We start from the raw sequence: 17,202 nt of genomic DNA, 5'->3' as shown, positions 1-17,202 counted from the left end.
GTGATCCGCTCGCGGCGCACGGTGAAGGCCTCCAGCGCCGCCGCGTCGATCTCGACGCCCAGCCCCGCGCCGGTGGGCACCCGCACGTGTCCGTCCTCCAACACGGCGGGTTCGGTGACGATGTCGCGATCGTAGAAGCGGGAGGATGCCGAAATGTCACCGGGCAGCGTGAAGCCCGGGAGGGCGGCCAGGGCGGCGTTGGCGGCGCGTCCGATCCCCGTCTCGAGCATGCCCCCGCACCACACGGGGATGCCGGCGGCCACCGCGCGGTCGTGGATCGCGACGGCCTCGAGGTATCCGCCGACGCGTCCCGCCTTGATGTTGAGGATCGCCGCCGACCCCAACGCGAGGGCATCCGCTGCCGCCTTGTCGGACACGATCGACTCGTCGAGGCACACCGGGGTGGTCAGGCGTTTCGCGAGGGTCGCGTGATCGACCAGGTCGTCTTCCTGCAGGGGTTGCTCGATCAGCAGCAGGTCGAAGCGGTCCAGCTCGGCGAGGAGCTCGGCATCCTGGAGCGTGTAGGCCGAATTCGCGTCGACCTGCAGCGGGATGCCACCGAAAGCCGCACGCACGGCCGCAGTGTCGTCGATATCGCGACCGGGCTTGATCTTGATCTTGATGCGCACGTAGCCCTCGTCGAGGTACCCGCCGACGGCGTCGACCAGGGAGGCGGGATCGCGCTGGATGCCGACCGAGACGCCCGAGGGAACCCTGCCTTTCTCGGCGCCGAGGTACCGCGCGAAGCTGAGGCCCTCGGCGCGGAGGGCCGCGTCGATGACGGCGAGCTCGAGACCCGCCTTGGCCATGCGGTGCCCGATGACCCGGTCGAGGATGCCGCCGACCTCTTCGGGCGCGAGCGTGCGGCGCTGCAGCAGGGCCGGGGCGAGGAAGCGGGCGAGCACGTCCCACGCCCCCTGCGTGTACTCGCTGGAGTACGACGGCTCCGACTGCGTGACGACCTCGCCCCACCCGCGTCCGTCGGACGTCTCGGCCGTGACGATGATGACCTCCCGCACCGTCTCGGTGCCGAACGACGTCGTGAAGGGCGACACGAGGGGGATCTGCAGCACGCGGAGCTCCACGGCATCCAGGGTCACGGGCGAAGCTGAGCGGGTGAGGGGCATGGGGGCAGGGTAGCGGGGTCGGACCGCGACCGTAACGTCCGCGCCGGGCCGTGGCAAGGCCGCGGGCGGCGGCAAGCCGCGCGCGTACCGTCGGGACAATGAGCGACGACTTCACCCCCCGCCACGCGATCGTCACCGGCTCCGACTCGGGCATCGGCGCGGCCACCGCCCTCGCCCTCGCCGACGCCGGTCTCGACGTCGCGATCACCTACCACTCCGACAAGGACGGTGCCGAGAAGGTCGCCGACGAAGTGCGTGCCCGCGGGTCGCGCGCGACCGTCGCGCAGTTCGATGCGACTGATTTCGACGCGGTCCCGGATGCCGTCAACGCCATGGCCGACGAGCTCGGCGGTCTCGACGTGTTCGTCAACAACGCCGGCGGCGGTGTCGGCGGCTCGTTCCTCGACCTCGACTTCGACACCTGGCGCACCGACATCTCGCTGAACCTCGACGGCGCCTTCCTCGCCCTGCACACGGCTGCCCGCCGCATGGTGAAGGCCGGGAACGGGGGCCGGCTCATCGTCGTCTCGAGCGTGCACGAGCACCAGCCGCGTGTCGGATCGGCACCGTACGTCGCCGCGAAGCACGGCGTCGGCGGTCTGATCAAGACGATGGCCCTCGAGCTCGGCCAGTACGGGATCACGGCGAACGCCGTCGCCCCCGGGGAGATCGCCACCCCCATCAACGACATGTCGGCGGAGGACGCCGACCGCATCCACCGCCCCGGCATCCCCCTCGGCCGCCCCGGCAAGCCCGAGGAGATCGCCGACGTCATCCGTTTCCTCGCGTCGCCGTCGGGCTCGTACGTGACGGGCGCGAGCTGGGTCGTCGACGGCGGGATGCTGCACATGGGCCCGCAGGCGGGCTCTCACATGGAGTCGGACGCCTGGCGTTCGGCCGGCGAGGAGTGAGAACGATGGGCGACGAGAAGAGCTTCGAAGAGAACCGCCACGATCAGCTGACGAGTGCCCCGAAGGCGACCGAGGAAGACGCGGCCCCGCGCTTCGACGTGAGCGAGCACGATGGTGTCACGCGCATCGACGTGCGCGACGACGCCGCGGTGCGTCCGGGACCCGGCCAGGGAGACCCGGCGGCGGAGAAAGACGTGCCGATCAGCGAGCAGTGACCGTGCGGGGGCGAACCGATGCGGCGCCCCCGCGCATCACCTCACGATCAGGTAGCCGCAGCGGTCGAACCCGCCGATCCGGTGACCGGATGCCAGGTGCCCGCCGAGATCGTCGCGTAGGCGCCGGCGCCACTCGGCGGCGGCCGGGGGGTCGCTCCGACGGAGGGCTTCGATGTCGGCGGGTACGGCCACGACGGCGAGGGTCTCGGCATCCGTCGGCCTCGGCGCGGGCGGCTCCGCGAGCGCCCATTTCACCATGAGGCGATCCGACTCGTCGCCGCGGTTCACGGCATCCGCCATCGCGCCGTAGTGGTCGACGAGGTACTCGGTCGCACGGGCGGCGAGGACCGCGAGGTTGAAGTGGGCGTTCCTCGCCACCAACGGGTCGAACGTCCAGGTGATGTGTCCGACGCCACGATCGAGTGCCCAGGCGCGCTGATGCTCCTTGAGCTGCCGCCCGAGGCCCCTCCCCTGATGACCGGGCAGAATGCCGGTGATGTGCGAGTGCATCGACCTCTCGGCGGGCGGGCCGAAGAAGGACGCCGAGGCACCGATCATCCGGTCGCCGTCGAACAGGCCGACGACGTAGTTGCCCGCGTGCTCGAGGGCCCGCAGGATGTTCGCCGGCATCGTGCCCCGCTCGCCCCACACCTCGTCGAGGACGCGGGCGGCTTCGTGGATGCCGTCGACGTCGTCCAGGGTGCGGATGTCGATCGCGTTCATGCGTCGAGTCTCGCACCGCCGACTCCTCCCGCAGGCGCCGTTCCCGCGTGACGTTTCACCGCCGCGGCGCGTCTCACTGGTGCAGGCGAACGACAGCGTCACCGAGGAGAGGACAACGACATGGCAACCACGCTCACTGACCGCAGCGAGCCGTCGTCCGGGGTGCTCTCGTGAGGCGCGTATCCTCCTCGCGCGCGCGCCGGCCCCGTGGCGTGTACGTCGCCACCGGCGTCGGCGCCGCTCTCGCGGCCATCATCGCGCTGGCGCTCTACCTGCCGTTGGTGGGCTTCCTCGCCGCGACCACGGCGAGCACGGCGGGGCTCGTGCCCTTCCCCCTCGGAAGCGTCACCGGCGTGACCCTGCTCGGCCTGCTGGTCGTGGCCGGTGCGCTGCTGCTGGCCGTCACACGACGCCGTCCGTGGATGTCGTGGACCCTCGCGATCATCGCGGTGATCGTCGCCCTCGCGGTCACGGTGTTCCCCCTCATCGCCGTCGCCGTCGGTTCCGCCGACCGGGCGTCGGACATCGTGCCGATCGTCGTCGACCTCTGGCAGCGGGTGACCGGCGGCTGACGCCGGCCCCGCTCGACGGGTACGCCGACGGCGCCGTTGCGTCAGCGGGGGAGCACGCCGCCCACGTGCCGGATGGTGCGGCCTCGCTCGATGACGATGGCGATCCCTCCGACGAGCCACAGAGGGACCTGCGTGAGGAACGCGAGACGGAACGCGTCCAGCGTGTAGGTGTCGGGGGTCCCCGCCCCCTGGACGTCCATGGCGATACCGATGAAGAGGATGGCGAGGAGCGCCGCGAGGAAGCCTCCGCCGTTGACGATCCCGGTCGCCGTGCTGAGGCGGTGGCTGGGGGTGAACGTGCGGGCGTGATCGAACGCGATCATGGACGCCGGACCGCCCGTCGACAACGCGAACATCAGCACGACCAGCAGCCACACCGGCGCCGGCCCCGGCCACGCGATGACGACGATCCAGACCACCGCCTGGAAGACGACCGTCGGCAGCACCAGCCAGCGGGAACGGCGCGTCGGATGCCGGCTCGACAGCGCCCCGATGACCGGACCGCTCAGGATGCTGAACAGGACGAGCGAGGTCATCACGAGCGACGCCGTCGCCGGCTCCAACCCCTCCCCCGCAGTGAGGAAGGGAAAGCCCCACAGCAGCATGAAGGCCGTTCCCGCGAACGGCGTCGCGAAGTGCGACCAGAAGCCCAGACGCGTGCCCGGGTGCGCCCACGACTCACGGAAGCCCTGGCGCAGATCGGGCGCCGACCGCACCACCCTGATCGCGCCGGTCTGCGTGTCGACGGAGGTGTCGACGGGGTCGTCCCGGCGTTCCGGCGGACGGTTGCGGATGATCGCGTACGTGAGGACGGCGAACAGCACCCCGAGACCCGCGACGCTGCCGAACGCGATGCTCCAGCTCGTGGCGTGCAGAAGCGCTGCGAGCGGCACCACCGCGACGATCTGTCCGAGCTGACCGATGATGCCCGTCAGCTGCACGAGCACCGGCGCACGTTGCGCGGGGAACCACGTCGCGATCACACGCAGCACACTCGGGAAGATCATCGCGTCGCCCGCGCCGATGAGCACACGGGCCAGGATGCCGATCCCCACGGCATCCGCGAAGGCCATGACGAGCTGCCCCACCGCCATCAGCACCATGCCGATCGCGATCATCGGGCGCGCGCCGAACCGGTCGAGGAGGAGTCCGACGGGAATCTGCATCGCGCCGTAGACGAAGAGCTGGATGACGGCGAACATCGACAGCGCCGAGGCGTCGGCGTCGAAGCGCACCGCGGCATCCACACCGACGGCCGAGAGCGACGTGCGGTTGATGATGGACACGACGTAGGCGAGCACGCCGACGATCCACAGCGTCCAGGTGCGCCAACCCGGCCGGTCGAGGCGGAGGGTGCTGGTCACGTGTTCCAGGCTAACGGGGACCACCGACACCGGACGCGGACCCGGGCACCCCGCCCAGCACGCCGGCCATGCGGCGCCGCACCTCGTCGAGGTGCCGGACCAGCGGCTGCCCCGCGTCGTCGGCGAGCCACTGCTCGAGCGCGGTCTGCAGCAGGTCGACCGTGACCCCGGCGGTAACGCGGGCCGTGAGCGGGTCGACGCCGCGCGCGGCGCACCCCTCGCGGATCGCTTCCCGCAGATCGGCCTGCTTCTGCAGATCGCGTTCGCGAAGGGCGGGCTCCGTCTCGATGATCCGGCGGGAAACGACCATCTGCGCGCGCCGGGGCTCGAAACGGTCGGCGGCGAGCGCGTGCAGACCGGCCCAGGCGACATCGAAAGCCGGCGCCTCCGCGGGGGCCGCCGCGAGGAGGGTGGTCGCGAGCCGGGGGATCTCGTCGTCGCCGAAGAAGACCTCCCGCTTGTCGCTGAAGTGGCGGAAGAAGGTGCGCCGCGTGACTCCCGCACGCTCGACGATGTCGGGAACCGTCGTGGCGGCGAATCCGCGCTCTCGGAACAGGTCGAGCGCGGCCTCGCGCAGCCGTTCCCTCGTGTCGGGAGCCCATCTGCCCATGCGGTCGAGCATAAACGAAGACACCTGGTGTCATCAGGTCGTATAGTGAGGACACTGCGTGTCATCACTGCCGAAAGGTCTCCATGTCCTCCCACCTCGCGGCCGTCATGCCCACTCCCCGCGCCCGCCTCGCCGTCCGACCGACAGCGACCCCCGAACCGGCTCGCGACGAGATCCTGGTCCGCGTGCGCGTCGTGGCGGTGAATCCCGTCGACTGGGTCGTCCAGGGCACCAGCCGCATCACCTACCGCTGGCTGCACACCCCCGCGGTACTCGGCTCCGACATCGCGGGCGAGGTCGTCGCGATCGGCTCGGACGTCACGCGCTTCCACGTCGGCCAGCGCGTGTTCGGGCTCGCGACCGGCACGGATCGCGGGCGCGACGCGGTGCGCGAGGGTGCGTTCCAGGAGTACTCCGTCCTGCTCGAACGCCTCGCCGCCCCCACTCCCGACGCCTGGACCGACGACGAGGCCGCGGTGCTCCCCCTCGCCCTCTCGACGGCCGCCTGCGCGCTGTTCCAACCCGCCCACCTCGGACTCCGGATGCCGACGGAGCAGGGCGACGCGCGAACACGCGAGGTGGTGGTGGTCTGGGGCGGATCGACCAGTGTGGGGCTGAACGCGATCCAACTCGCACGCGCCGCCGGATACGACGTCGTCACCACCGCGTCGGCCCGCAACGCCGACCTGGTGCGCGACCTCGGCGCGGAGTACGGGGCCGATCATCACGCACCCACGGCAGTGGACGACCTCGTCGCCGCGATCGGCTCCCGCCCCGTCGCGGGAGCGGTCGCCTTGGGCGCCGGGTCGACCGACGCCTGCATCGAGGTCCTGCGCCGCACCGGCGGGACGCGGCTGGCCATGGCCAGCACCCCTATCTCGCTCGCCGACCTGGTGGGCCGTCGCCGCCTCCTCCCCGCGATGATCCCCGTCTTCTCGCGCATCGGCCTCGCGACGGCGCGATCGGCGCTGCGCGCCCGCCACTCCGGCATCCGCGCAGGGTTCGTGTGGGGGAGCAGCCTGCGCGACGACGAGGTCGGACCCCGCCTGTGGGGCGAGGTCGTTCCGCGCGCCCTCTCCGAGGGGGCCCTCCGCCCGGTACCCGCGCCACTGGTGGTCGGAACGGGCCTCGACACCCTGCAGGGGGCGCTTGATCGGCAGCGTGCGGGCGTCTCGGCGAGGAAGGTGGTCGTGCGGCTGTGACACGGCGCACAGACGCGTGGTCGGCGGCGTCATCCGGGCACGGCAGAATGGTCCGATGGTCTCCGCGAGCCCCCACCTGCAGCCCGATCACGCCTGCCTCATCGTGCACGGCAAGGACACCCCCGGCATCATCGCCGCGGTCTCGGCCCTGATCGCGCGCCAGGGCGGCAACGTCGTCGCCTTCGACCAGTACTCCGACCAGCTGCGCGGGGGCGCGTACTTCCAGCGCGTGGTGTTCCACCGTCCCGACCTGCCCGCGGCCCTGCCCGAGATCGAGGCCGACCTCGCGAGAACACTCGGCGACGGCTTCGAGCTCGAGTGGAACCTCACCGACCTGTCGACGCCGAAGCGCATGGCCATCCTGTCGTCGAAGCAGGACCACTGCCTCCTCGACCTGCTCTGGCGCCACCGTCGCGGCGACCTCCCCGTCAGCATCTCGATGGTCGTCTCGAACCACACCACCTCGGCCGACGACGTGCGATCCTTCGGCGTTCCCTTCTTCCACGTGCCGTCGACGCCCGGGCCCGACAAGTCGGCATCCGAGGCCCGCATCCTCGAGCTGCTCGTCGGCAACGTCGACTTCATCGTGCTGGCGCGGTACATGCAGATCCTCTCGCCCGACTTCCTCGACAAGATCGGCGTGCCGGTCATCAACATCCACCACTCGTTCCTGCCGGCCTTCATCGGCGCGGAGCCGTACAAGAAGGCCAAGCAACGCGGCGTCAAGCTCATCGGCGCCACCTCGCACTACGTCACGAGCGACCTCGACGAGGGCCCGATCATCGAGCAGGACACCGTGCGCGTGACCCACGCCGACTCCGCCGCCGAACTCGCCCGCCGCGGCGCCGACGTCGAGCGCCAGGTGCTCGCGCGCGCCGTGCTGTGGCACGCCGAAGACCGCGTGCTGCGCGACGGGAACCACACGATCGTCTTCTGACGCGGCGCCGGGCGTGCGACGGCGCCGAGATCACGCGCTCGCGACGAGACGACACCCATCGACGGAACCGGTGGCCGTGATCTCGACACGAACGTGTGATGTCGACGGGCGCACCATCCACGCCGCATCCGGCATTCGGCGTCCGGCACTCGGCAGCCCACCCGCCGTCTCAGTCGGGTTCGCCCGCGCGGCTGAGTGGACCGCTGCCGCCGCGCGGCGGCTGCCGACGCTGACGCGAGAGCTCGCCCCCGATGCGGCCACCGTACGGACGGCCGTGATCGGCGAATTCGGCGCGGAAGTACGCTAGGCGCCACTCGCCGAGCTCGATGCGGGCGCCGGTGCGGAGGATCCGCCCGCCGCCGTCGCGGCCCGGACCCTGCTCGCGCGCCCCGCCGCCGCCGACCACGTCGAAGCCGTACAGCACGTATTCGTCGTCGCCCTCGTGGCGGATCTCGGCGTGCACGGGCGCCAGGCCCGGCAGCCGCAGGTCGGCCTCTTCGCCGGACCCGATGACCGTCTTGGTCGGCAGCAGGTCGAACTCGCGCGGTCGCGAGCCGTCCCAGCTCGCGTCGCCGACGGCGAAGATGAGTCGCGGACGCCCCGAGCCGGGTGTGTAGTGCGTCGTGGTGATGCGACGACGAACGGTGCGCCCCACCGTCGGCACCAGCGGGAACGGCGTCTCCGGCGGGATGGGAAAGGTCAGCGCCTGCCCCTTGTTGCGTCGCGTCAACAGCGGCGCGACAGCCCCGACCGATCCCAACCGGATGTGCCGCGAACCGGTAATCGCCCGCTGCAGAACGCTCTTCTTCACATCGCCGAGGTGCAGGATCGGACCGTCCGGCCCCTCCACCTTGACCGAGATGCCTCGGGATGCCAGGGCGTCGGCGACCGTGGACAGCTCCGTCAGTGTCCGCCGGCCATTACCCGGCAGTCGGGAGGGGTCGCTGACGACGATGCGCACCTCGGATCCCTTGGCCGTGATCGTTCCCTCGAACGGTGGGGTGTCGGCATCCTCGCCCTGCTCGTGCTCCGAGAAGGCGAGGTCGATGTCGAGGCGCACCATGTCGGCGCCGCCCCTCAGCTACCGCGGTGCGGGTCGGACCCGGCCGCGGTGTCGTCGCTCGTGGTCACGCGGAGGGTGCCGTTGAGCTTCCACGTCGCACGCGGGGCGTCGGGGCCGATATCGCGGGGCACCTCGACCGTCATGTCGACGAAGGAGTAGTTGACCGCAGCGCCGCGGCCGGTCAGGTAGGACCACATCTCGCGACCGAGGTCGGTCCAGTCGGTGATGGAGTGGCCCTCGGGTCCGCTGGAGTCGGCGAACGGGTCGGTGGTGGGAGAGGAGTCGGACATGGCCTCGGGTTACCTTTCGTTCAAGCTGTTTCGGTCGGTGGCCCCCAGGGTCCCAGCGAGGAGGTGACGCCCGGGAGGGATTGCGTTCTCGCCGCCGGAGGGGGACGGTTCCCGACCGCCCTTCCGGGAAGAGCCCGGCGCCCGCGGTGCGCCGTCCCCATGGCACCACCGCCCCACCCTGGCGGGGCCGTACGACCGTCAGCCGAACGCCTTCTCGAGGCTCGCCAACCGCCGCTCCAACGACGCGATCGAGTCGTGCACGTCCGCGACACAACACCCGTCGGCGGTCCGCTCGTCAGTACACGTACTCCATGAGTTCGACGCCGAGCACCCGGAACGCGTCGTGCGCGCGGAGCCGGTGCGCGATCGTGAGGTCGTCGAAGTTGACGATGAGCGCGTAGGCGACCCCCGCGCGGGGACCGCCGAGAACGCCCGCCTCGGCGCGCACCCCCGCCGCACGGCCGGTCTTGTTCACGAACAGCAACCCGTGCTGGTCGTTCTCGTGCGCGAAGGGATCGAGCCCGGTGGCGGATGCCACGAGCGAGAGATCGTGGTTCAAGCTCAGCCACTCGGCGACCTGCGCGCTGACACCGGGCGAGACGACGGTCGAGTTCACCAGCCCCGCGAACACCTGTGCCATCTCGCGCGCGGTCGAGAGGGCGAGGTGAGGTGCGTCGTCGGGGCCGCGGTCGTCGCGGAACCGGTCGAGCAGGGCGGTCCGCCGAAGCCCCAGCTGCTCGATCCGGGCGCGCACGGCCTGAAGGCCCACCCGGTGCAGCAGCGCGTTGACGGCGAGAGCGTCGCCCGACGACGCCGCGAGCATCGCGACATCGATAAGCGGCAGGGCCGGCGCCTTCAGGTGCTGCCACACGCCCCCGTGGGCGGCGCCCTGCACGGCGGCGCGATCGAGGATCTCGAGCGGTTCGATGCGCCCATCCTCGAAAGCCGCGGCCACTTCGATCAGCAGGGGCACGACCCCCAGCCCGCCGACCGGAAGGGTGACGAAGTCGTCGCCCGCGAGCACCTGGGCGCCCCCGTCGAGGTCGTCGATGCGCACCGACACCTGAGCACCGGACGCCGCCAGCTCGTCGAGGGCCCGCAACGTCGCCGTGAACGAGCGCCTCCCCGCCGCCGCGCGTCGCGGCAGTCGTTTGGGTCCTTTGCGGCCTGCACCGCGGAGGGCCGGGGCGTCGCGCCGCGACGACGCCACCGGCCCGCCGACGGGATCGGGCAGGGCGGGCTCGGGAACCGGGGGCATGCCCACGAGCGTGGCTCCTTCTGCGTCAGGAAGACAACAAACGCGACCTCACCAAATGGTGACGCGCTGGTCGGCGTCCAGCCACAGCGCATCGCCCTCGGCGACGTCGAAGGCCGCGTAGAACGCGTCGATGTTACGCACGATCTGATTGCACCGGAACTCGTTCGGCGAGTGCGGGTCGATGGTGAGAAGGCGGATGGTCTCGGCATCCCGGCCCTTCTGCTGCCAGATCTGCGCCCAGCTCAGCAGCAGGCGCTGGATCCCCGTGTACCCGTCGACCAGCGGCCCGTCACCCTCGGTCTCACCCTGCTCCGCGAGGAAGAGGCGGTACGCGGCGATCGCGATGCCCAGGCCCCCCAGGTCGCCGATGTTCTCACCGATGGTGAGCTCCCCGTTGACGTGGTGCTCGTCGCCGAGGCCCTGCGGCACGAGAGCCTCGTACTGGGCGACGAGGGCCTTCGTGCGCTCCTCGAAGGCCGCGCGGTCGGCATCCGTCCACCAGTCGCGAAGCGACCCGTCGGCGTCGAAGCGGCTGCCCTGATCGTCGAAGCCGTGTCCGATCTCGTGACCGATGACCGCCCCGATCCCGCCGTAGTTGGCGGCGGCGTCGCGATCGGCGTCGAAGAAGGGGTACTGGAGGATCGCCGCGGGGAACACAATCTCGTTCATGAGCGGGTTGTAGTACGCGTTGACCGTCTGCGGGGTCATGTACCACTCGTCGCGGTCGATCGGCTGGCCGACCTTCGCGAGCTGGCGGTCGTGCTCCCACACGTGCGCGCGGCGGACGTTGCCGACGAGGTCGGTCGGATCGACCTCGACGTCGGAGTAGTCCTTCCACCGCACCGGGTAGCCGATCTTGGGGACGAAGGTGTCGAGCTTGGCGAGCGCGCGTTCGCGCGTCTCGTCGGTCATCCACTCGAGATTCCGGATCGAGCGGCGGTACGCCTCGATCAGGTCGGCGACGAGGCCGTCCATGGCATCCTTCGCCGCCGGCTTGAAGTGCCGCTCGACATACACCTTGCCGATCGCCTCGCCCAGCGCCGCCTCCACCAGGCTCACGCCGCGCTTCCACCGCTCGCGGTTGACCGGGACGCCGGTGAGCTGCGTGCCGTAGAACGCGAAGTTCTCGGCCACGAAGTCGTCGGAGAGGAAAGCCGCCGCCGCGTGCACGATCTTGAAGCGCAGCCATGCCTTCCAGTCCTCGAGACGCTCCTCGACGAGAAGCCCGCCGAGCGACTCGACGAAGCTCGGCTGGTACACGACCACCTCGGCGAACGCGTCGTCGTGACCCGGCGCCACTCCGGCCCGCCACGGATCGAGGTCGACGCCCGAGAGCGCAACGACGTCGCCCCACGTCTTGAGGTTGTAGGTCTTCACCGAGTCGCGGCTGTCTTCCCGCGACCAGTGCGCGGAGGCGATCTCGGCCTCGAGCGCGAAGACACGATCGGCGGATGCCGCGGCCTCGGCGACTCCGGCGAGCTCGAGGATGCGCGCGATGTGCCCGCGGTACACCTCACGCGTCTCGGCGAAGTTCTCGAGTCGGTAGTAGCTCTCGTCGGGCAGCGAGATGCCGCCCTGGTAGATCACGGGCACGTAGCGCGTGGGGTCGCCCGGGTCGGGCTCGACGAACAGGGTGAGCAGGCCGCTGAGGCCGTCGCGCTCGAGCTCGCCGACGAGTCGCAGGAAGGAGGGGATGCCGTCGACGCCGTCGACGCGCCCGAGCTGCGGCGCCAGCGGCTCGCGGCCGAGCGCCTCGATGCGCGCGGTGTCCATGAAACTCGCGAACAGGTCGCCGATCTTGCGGGCCTCGGTGCCCGGCTCGGCATCCTGCGACTCCTGGACGATGGTGCGGACGTCGGCCTCGGCCTGCTCGGCGATGAGGTGGAAGGAGCCCCAGCGGGCCTTGTCGTCGGGGATCTCGGTGCGCTCCAGCCAACGGCCGTTCACGTGGCGGAACAGGTCGTCCTGGGGGCGGATCTCGTCGCTGAGCTCGTCGAGCGCGAGACCGGAGGAGCGGGGGATGTCGGTCATGCAGACAGGATAAAGGCCGGTTCTCTGTGCCGGCTCCGAGTGGGCGGGAGGTGGGGGCGGGTGTGGCGGGCCGCCGCGCGCGCAACCCCAGCAATGGGCTCACACTCAGCGGCATCCACGCGGCTGCGCCTGAGGCAAGGCATATCGCTGACGTTACGCATACGCCGACCACGCGGCGGCCCGCCGTCGCCGGACGATGTCGGGGGTGCGTCCTAGGCTCGGAGAGTGACGACCTCGCCGCCAGAGACGCTGAACCGCTCCATTCTGCGGCTCGCCGTTCCGGCGCTCGGCGCGCTCATCGCCGAGCCGCTGTTCCTCATCGTCGACGCCGCGATGATCGGGCACCTCGGCGTCGCTCCGCTGGCGGGCCTCGGCATCGCCGGGGCAGTGCTGCACACGATCGTCGGGCTCATGGTGTTCCTCGCCTACGCGACCACCCCGGCCGTCGCCCGACGGTTCGGTGCGGGCGAACCCGGACGCGCCGTGTCGGTGGGCATCGACGGCATGTGGTTGGCCCTCGCGCTCGGCGCGGTGCTGGCCGCGGTGGGGTCGATCCTCTCGCCTCTGGTCGTCGACCTGTTCGGTGCGGCGCCCGATGTCGCCGAGAACGCCCGCACCTATCTGACGATCTCGATGTGGGGCCTTCCCGCGATGCTGGTCGTCTTCGCGGCGACCGGTCTGCTGCGCGGCATGCAGAACACCGTCACCCCGCTGTGGATCGCGGGCCTGGGCTTCGGCGCGAACGCGGCCTTGAACGCCCTGTTCATCTACGGCTTCGGGTGGGGCATCGCCGGCTCCGCCGTGGGCACGGTCGCGGCCCAGTGGGGCATGGTGGGCGCCTACGTGCTGGTCGTGCGGCGCCTTGCACGTCTGCACGCGGCATCCGTCCGTCCGCAGCGCGACGGCCTCGGAGGTACCGTGCGATCGGGCGGCTGGCTGTTCCTCCGCACGGTCAGCCTGCGCGCGGCCTTCCTCGCAACCGTCGCGGTGGCCACCGGTCTCGGTTCGGCCGAGCTGGCGGGCTGGCAGATCGCGTTCACCATCTTCTCCACGGCCGCGTTCGCGCTCGACGCACTGGCGATCGCCGCGCAGGCGCTGATCGGGCGGGCGCTCGGCGCCGGTGACACCGACACGGTCGGGCGCGTCCTCGCTCGCACGAGCGCGTGGGGCGTGTGGTTCGGGGTGGCGGTCGGAAGCCTGGTCGCGGTGTCGTCGGGCGTGCTCGGTCTCGTCTTCACGGGGGATGCCGAGATCGCCGCCCTCATCCAGCCGGCGCTGCTCGTGCTCGCGGTGGCGCAGCCGCTCGCCGCGTTCGTCTTCGTGCTCGACGGTGTGCTCATCGGTGCGGGTGACGCGCGCTACCTCGCCCTCGCCGGGGTGCTGAACCTCGTCCCCTACGTGCCGGCGCTCGTGCCCGTCGCGATGTTCGCCGGCGGTGGTGCGGCGGGACTCGCCTGGGTGGCCGCGGCGTTCTTCGGCGTCTACATGCTCGCGCGGGCGCTCACCCTGGGCCTGCGGGTACGCGGGAAGTCCTGGATGACGGCCGGCGGCTGAGCCCCGCGCGACCGAGGCCTCCGAGCGCGTCACAGACGCCGGTCCCCGGCCGCGCCACGGCTCCCACCCCGCGGCTGAGCCCGCACGACCGAGGTCCCTGAGCCCGTCGAAGGGACCGGCCCCTCACCACCGCGCCACTCACGCCCCCGCGGCCGAGCCCCGCGCACGGCCAAGGTCCCTGAGCCCGTCGAAGGGACCGGACCGCGCGACTCACGCCCAGCGGCGGCACCACTCGTACATGATCACGGCCGCCGCCGAGGCCGCGTTGATCGAGCGCGTCGAGCCGTACTGCGTGATCTCGACCACCTCGGAGGCTGCGGCGATCGCCTCGGGCGATAACCCCGGCCCCTCCTGCCCGAACAACAGCACGCAGGCCTCGGGCAGATCCGCCCGGTCGACGGGCACCGATCCCTCGACGTTGTCGACGGCGATCACGGGCAAGCCCGCCTCGCGCGCCCAGGCGGCGAATGCCGCGACGTCTTCGTGGTGCCGAACATGCTGGTACCGGTCGGTCACCATGGCCCCGCGCCGGTTCCAGCGGCGCTTGCCCACGATGTGCACCTCGGCGGCGAGGAAGGCGTTGGCGCTGCGCACGATCGAGCCGATGTTGAGGTCGTGCTGCCAGTTCTCGATGGCGACGTGGAACGGATGCCGCTTCGCGTCGAGATCGGCGACGATCGCCTCCATCGTCCAGTACCGGTAGGGGTCGACCACGTTGCGGGTGTCGCCATCGGCGAGCAGTGCGGGGTCGTAGCGCGGGTCGTCGGGCCATTCACCCGGCCAGGGTCCGACCCCGTGGGTCACGCCGACGGGTAGTTCGTCGCCCAGCGCCGCATCTGCAGGGGCACGCCGGGGCTGCGGCGTATCGCTCGCGGCATCCGCCCGCCCGGCATCCGCCCGCCCGGCATCCGCCCGCTCAGCATCCGCCCGCTCGGCATCGCCCGTGGTTCCGGACGCCGTCGTGGTCTCGTCGGCATCCGTCACCGCCCCAGGCTACCGGCGCAGCGTGGCCGCCCGTCGCCCCGCCGCAGGCCGCACCGACGCCGAGATCACACGTTCCGCGCGAGGTCACGCGATCCGCACGGCGCAGATCGGGTGCGGTCGGACGGATCGTGTGACCTCGGCGGCCATGCGGGGCCGAACGGCAGACGCCCCATTCTTTTCGGCCACCCGAAATCCTGATAACTTTTCGGCATGCCGAAAACAGCGGATGCCGTGGATCGACGTCACGCGCCGGGCCGCGCCCTCTGGCTCCTGGGTCCCGCGATGGTCGCCGGCGTCGCCTACCTCGACCCGGGCAACGTCGCCAGCAACATGACCGCCGGCGCCGCGTTCGGCTACCTGCTGGTGTGGGTCGTCGTGCTGGGCAACGTCATGGCCTGGTTGATCCAGTACCTCTCGGCGAAGCTCGGCATCGTCACGGGCGAGAGCCTGCCGCAGGTGCTCGGACGCCGTATCCGCCGGCCGTGGACGCGCCGCGCGTACTGGCTGCAGGCCGAGCTCGTCGCGATGGCGACCGACGTCGCCGAGGTCATCGGCGGAGCCGTCGCCCTATATCTGCTCTTCGGCGTCCCTTTGCTCTGGGGCGGCGCGATCACGGGAGTGGTGTCGATGGGCCTGCTGCTCGTGCAGACGCGGCGGGGTGCGCGGGCGTTCGAGACCGTGCTGATCGGCCTGCTCGTCGTCATCGCGGTGGGCTTCTCGTTCGGCCTGTTCTTCGCCCCACCCGCAGCCGACGGTGTCATCGGCGGGCTGGTTCCGCGCTTCGAGGGCACGGAGTCGGTGCTGCTCGCGGCATCCATCCTCGGCGCGACGATCATGCCGCACGCCATCTACGCGCACTCGGCGCTGGCGCGCGACCGATTCGCACCGACGGGCGGCATCGAGGCCGCTTCGGTTCTCGCGACGTCGGCCGCCGCCTCCTCGCGACCGTCGTCGGATGCCACCCCGTCAGGGCCCCGCATGCCGGACTCCGGCACCGCCTCACGAACGTCGACGCGGGCAACGGCGCCGACCGCGACCGAGACCGACCCGACGGTCGCCGCGCACTCCCGCCTCGAACAGGCTCGCGGCATCTCCACCCCACGCCTACTGCGGGCGACCCGCTGGGACGTCACGATCGCCCTCGCGGTCGCCGGCACGGTCAATCTCGCGATCCTGCTGCTGGCGGCGGCGAACCTCGCGGGGGTCGACGGCACCGACAGCCTCGAGGGCGCCTACGCAGCCCTGCGCGACGGACTGGGTCCCCTCGTGGCGACGCTCTTCGCCGTCGGGCTGCTCGCGAGCGGGCTGGCCTCGACCTCGGTGGGCGCCTACGCCGGCGCCGAGATCATGCACGGCCTGCTCCACGCGCGCATCCCCCTCATGGTGCGCCGGCTCGTCACGCTCGTGCCGGCGCTCGTCATCCTCGCCCTGGGCGTCGATCCGACCCTCGCGCTGGTGCTCAGCCAGGTGGTGCTGTCGTTCGGCATCCCGTTCGCACTCGTCCCCCTCGTCGTGCTCACGGCCCGGGGATCGGTCCTCGGCGCCTACCGCAACCGCATCCTGACGACCGTCGCCGGGGTCGTGGCATCCGTGTTCCTCATCACCCTCAATGTCGTGCTCCTGTGGCTGGTGTTCACCGGCGGATAGGCTGACGGCGTGGAATCGCCCGTATCCGACGACTACCTCAAGGCGATCTACCACCACACCGAGTGGCAGGACACGCCGATCACCCCCTCGCAACTCGCGAGCGTGCTGGGTCTCGCCCCCTCGAGCGTGACCGAGATGGTGAAGAAGCTCGCAGCTCAAGGTCTCGTGACGCATCGCCCCTACGGACCCGTGTCGCTGACCGCCGCGGGTGCTCGTCGTGCGGCCGGCGTCATCCGCCGTCACCGGCTCATCGAAACCTGGCTCGTGCGCGAGTTCGAGTACGCGTGGGACGAGGTGCACGACGAAGCCGAAGTGCTCGAGCACGCGCTGAGCGAGCGCCTGCTCGAGGGCATCGACGAGCGCCTCGGGCGGCCCCGGTTCGACCCGCACGGCGACGCGATTCCGGATGCCGAGGGCGCGGTGCACCGCGAACCGTTCGTCCTCCTGACCGAGGCGCCCACCGGCCACGCCGGACGCGTCCTGCGCGTGAGCGATCGCGACCCCGAGCTCCTGCGCGCGCTCGTCGAACGCCGCATCGACGTGGGGCACGAGCTCGAGGTGGTGTCCGACGAGGTGGTGCGCGCCGACGGCGTCGAGGTGACCCTCCCCGCCGGGGCGGGCGGGTCGGTCTGGCTGACGGCCTGACACGGGATGCCGCGCGGTCCGGCTGACGGCCCGACTCCGCTGCGGCGGGGCGTCGGGGCGGTACGCGTC

General features: G+C 71.3%; 17 protein-coding genes. 8 read left to right on the top strand and 9 right to left on the bottom strand.

What is annotated here, in order from left to right; genetic code table 11:
* On the bottom strand, positions 1 to 1,127 hold a 1,127-nt coding region (gene menC / locus RWP81_RS05995; RefSeq protein WP_314453508.1), incomplete at its 3' end, for an o-succinylbenzoate synthase.
* Between the two features lie 98 nt (positions 1,128 to 1,225).
* Between menC and RWP81_RS05990 the strand changes: the two genes are divergently transcribed.
* Complete coding sequence (locus RWP81_RS05990) at positions 1,226 to 2,038, top strand: SDR family oxidoreductase (protein WP_314453506.1); 813 nt, start codon at positions 1,226 to 1,228, stop codon at positions 2,036 to 2,038.
* A gap of 5 nt (positions 2,039 to 2,043) precedes the next feature.
* Complete coding sequence (locus RWP81_RS05985) at positions 2,044 to 2,253, top strand: multidrug transporter (RefSeq protein WP_314453503.1); 210 nt, start codon at positions 2,044 to 2,046, stop codon at positions 2,251 to 2,253.
* A gap of 36 nt (positions 2,254 to 2,289) precedes the next feature.
* On the opposite strand, the gene RWP81_RS05980 is transcribed toward RWP81_RS05985, so the two are convergent.
* Positions 2,290 to 2,976: a GNAT family N-acetyltransferase gene (locus tag RWP81_RS05980; RefSeq protein WP_314453500.1), complete on the bottom strand. Its 687-nt coding sequence runs from the start codon at positions 2,974 to 2,976 to the stop codon at positions 2,290 to 2,292.
* Positions 2,977 to 3,146: 170 nt separating this feature from the next.
* Here RWP81_RS05980 and RWP81_RS05975 point away from each other — a divergent pair, with 170 nt between their 5' ends.
* Entirely contained in the window at positions 3,147 to 3,548 is a 402-nt protein-coding gene (locus RWP81_RS05975; RefSeq protein WP_314453496.1) for an MFS transporter permease, read from the top strand.
* 41 nt (positions 3,549 to 3,589) lie between these two features.
* Here the strand turns inward: RWP81_RS05975 and RWP81_RS05970 are convergent, their stop codons facing one another.
* Both RWP81_RS05970 and RWP81_RS05965 read right to left on the bottom strand, forming a co-directional pair.
* On the bottom strand, positions 3,590 to 4,912 hold the full coding sequence (locus RWP81_RS05970; RefSeq protein WP_243223940.1) for a nitrate/nitrite transporter: 1,323 nt from the start codon (positions 4,910 to 4,912) through the stop codon (positions 3,590 to 3,592).
* 10 nt (positions 4,913 to 4,922) lie between these two features.
* On the bottom strand, positions 4,923 to 5,522 hold the full coding sequence (locus RWP81_RS05965; RefSeq protein ID WP_055953311.1) for a TetR family transcriptional regulator: 600 nt from the start codon (positions 5,520 to 5,522) through the stop codon (positions 4,923 to 4,925).
* Positions 5,523 to 5,605: 83 nt separating this feature from the next.
* Between RWP81_RS05965 and RWP81_RS05960 the strand changes: the two genes are divergently transcribed.
* Together RWP81_RS05960 and purU are read left to right on the top strand one after the other, a co-directional pair.
* Positions 5,606 to 6,724 (top strand): zinc-binding alcohol dehydrogenase family protein, encoded by a 1,119-nt coding sequence (locus RWP81_RS05960; RefSeq protein ID WP_314453490.1) that lies wholly within the window; start codon positions 5,606 to 5,608, stop codon positions 6,722 to 6,724.
* A gap of 55 nt (positions 6,725 to 6,779) precedes the next feature.
* Positions 6,780 to 7,661 (top strand): formyltetrahydrofolate deformylase, encoded by an 882-nt coding sequence (gene purU, locus RWP81_RS05955; protein ID WP_314453487.1) that lies wholly within the window; start codon positions 6,780 to 6,782, stop codon positions 7,659 to 7,661.
* A gap of 169 nt (positions 7,662 to 7,830) precedes the next feature.
* Here purU and RWP81_RS05950 read toward each other — a convergent pair whose 3' ends face one another.
* From RWP81_RS05950 to RWP81_RS05935, 4 genes are all read right to left on the bottom strand, one after another.
* Positions 7,831 to 8,724: an FHA domain-containing protein gene (locus tag RWP81_RS05950; protein WP_314453485.1), complete on the bottom strand. Its 894-nt coding sequence runs from the start codon at positions 8,722 to 8,724 to the stop codon at positions 7,831 to 7,833.
* A gap of 14 nt (positions 8,725 to 8,738) precedes the next feature.
* Entirely contained in the window at positions 8,739 to 9,014 is a 276-nt protein-coding gene (locus tag RWP81_RS05945; protein ID WP_314453482.1) for a hypothetical protein, read from the bottom strand.
* Positions 9,015 to 9,309: 295 nt separating this feature from the next.
* A complete protein-coding gene (locus RWP81_RS05940) occupies positions 9,310 to 10,272 on the bottom strand; it encodes a serine hydrolase (RefSeq protein WP_399540554.1) in 963 nt (320 codons plus the stop codon).
* A gap of 48 nt (positions 10,273 to 10,320) precedes the next feature.
* Positions 10,321 to 12,303: a M13-type metalloendopeptidase gene (locus RWP81_RS05935; protein ID WP_314453477.1), complete on the bottom strand. Its 1,983-nt coding sequence runs from the start codon at positions 12,301 to 12,303 to the stop codon at positions 10,321 to 10,323.
* A 225-nt stretch (positions 12,304 to 12,528) separates the two neighbouring features.
* Between RWP81_RS05935 and RWP81_RS05930 the strand changes: the two genes are divergently transcribed.
* The gene (locus tag RWP81_RS05930; RefSeq protein ID WP_314453474.1) at positions 12,529 to 13,857 is read left to right on the top strand and encodes an MATE family efflux transporter; all 1,329 of its coding nucleotides are present in this window, start codon (positions 12,529 to 12,531) and stop codon (positions 13,855 to 13,857) included.
* A gap of 210 nt (positions 13,858 to 14,067) precedes the next feature.
* Here RWP81_RS05930 and RWP81_RS05925 read toward each other — a convergent pair whose 3' ends face one another.
* A complete protein-coding gene (locus tag RWP81_RS05925; protein WP_314453511.1) occupies positions 14,068 to 14,685 on the bottom strand; it encodes a TrmH family RNA methyltransferase in 618 nt (205 codons plus the stop codon).
* Between the two features lie 366 nt (positions 14,686 to 15,051).
* On the opposite strand from RWP81_RS05925, the gene RWP81_RS05920 reads away from it, so the two are divergent.
* Both RWP81_RS05920 and RWP81_RS05915 read left to right on the top strand, forming a co-directional pair.
* Complete coding sequence (locus tag RWP81_RS05920; protein WP_314453471.1) at positions 15,052 to 16,488, top strand: Nramp family divalent metal transporter; 1,437 nt, start codon at positions 15,052 to 15,054, stop codon at positions 16,486 to 16,488.
* 9 nt (positions 16,489 to 16,497) lie between these two features.
* Complete coding sequence (locus RWP81_RS05915) at positions 16,498 to 17,133, top strand: metal-dependent transcriptional regulator (protein ID WP_314453469.1); 636 nt, start codon at positions 16,498 to 16,500, stop codon at positions 17,131 to 17,133.
* The last annotated feature ends 69 nt before the right edge of the window (positions 17,134 to 17,202 follow it).

It is taken from the genome of uncultured Microbacterium sp. (assembly GCF_963521695.1).
Lineage (GTDB): Bacteria > Actinomycetota > Actinomycetes > Actinomycetales > Microbacteriaceae > Microbacterium.
Note: the sequence above shows the minus strand (reverse complement) of the source record. Positions and strands in the feature narration are given on the sequence as shown.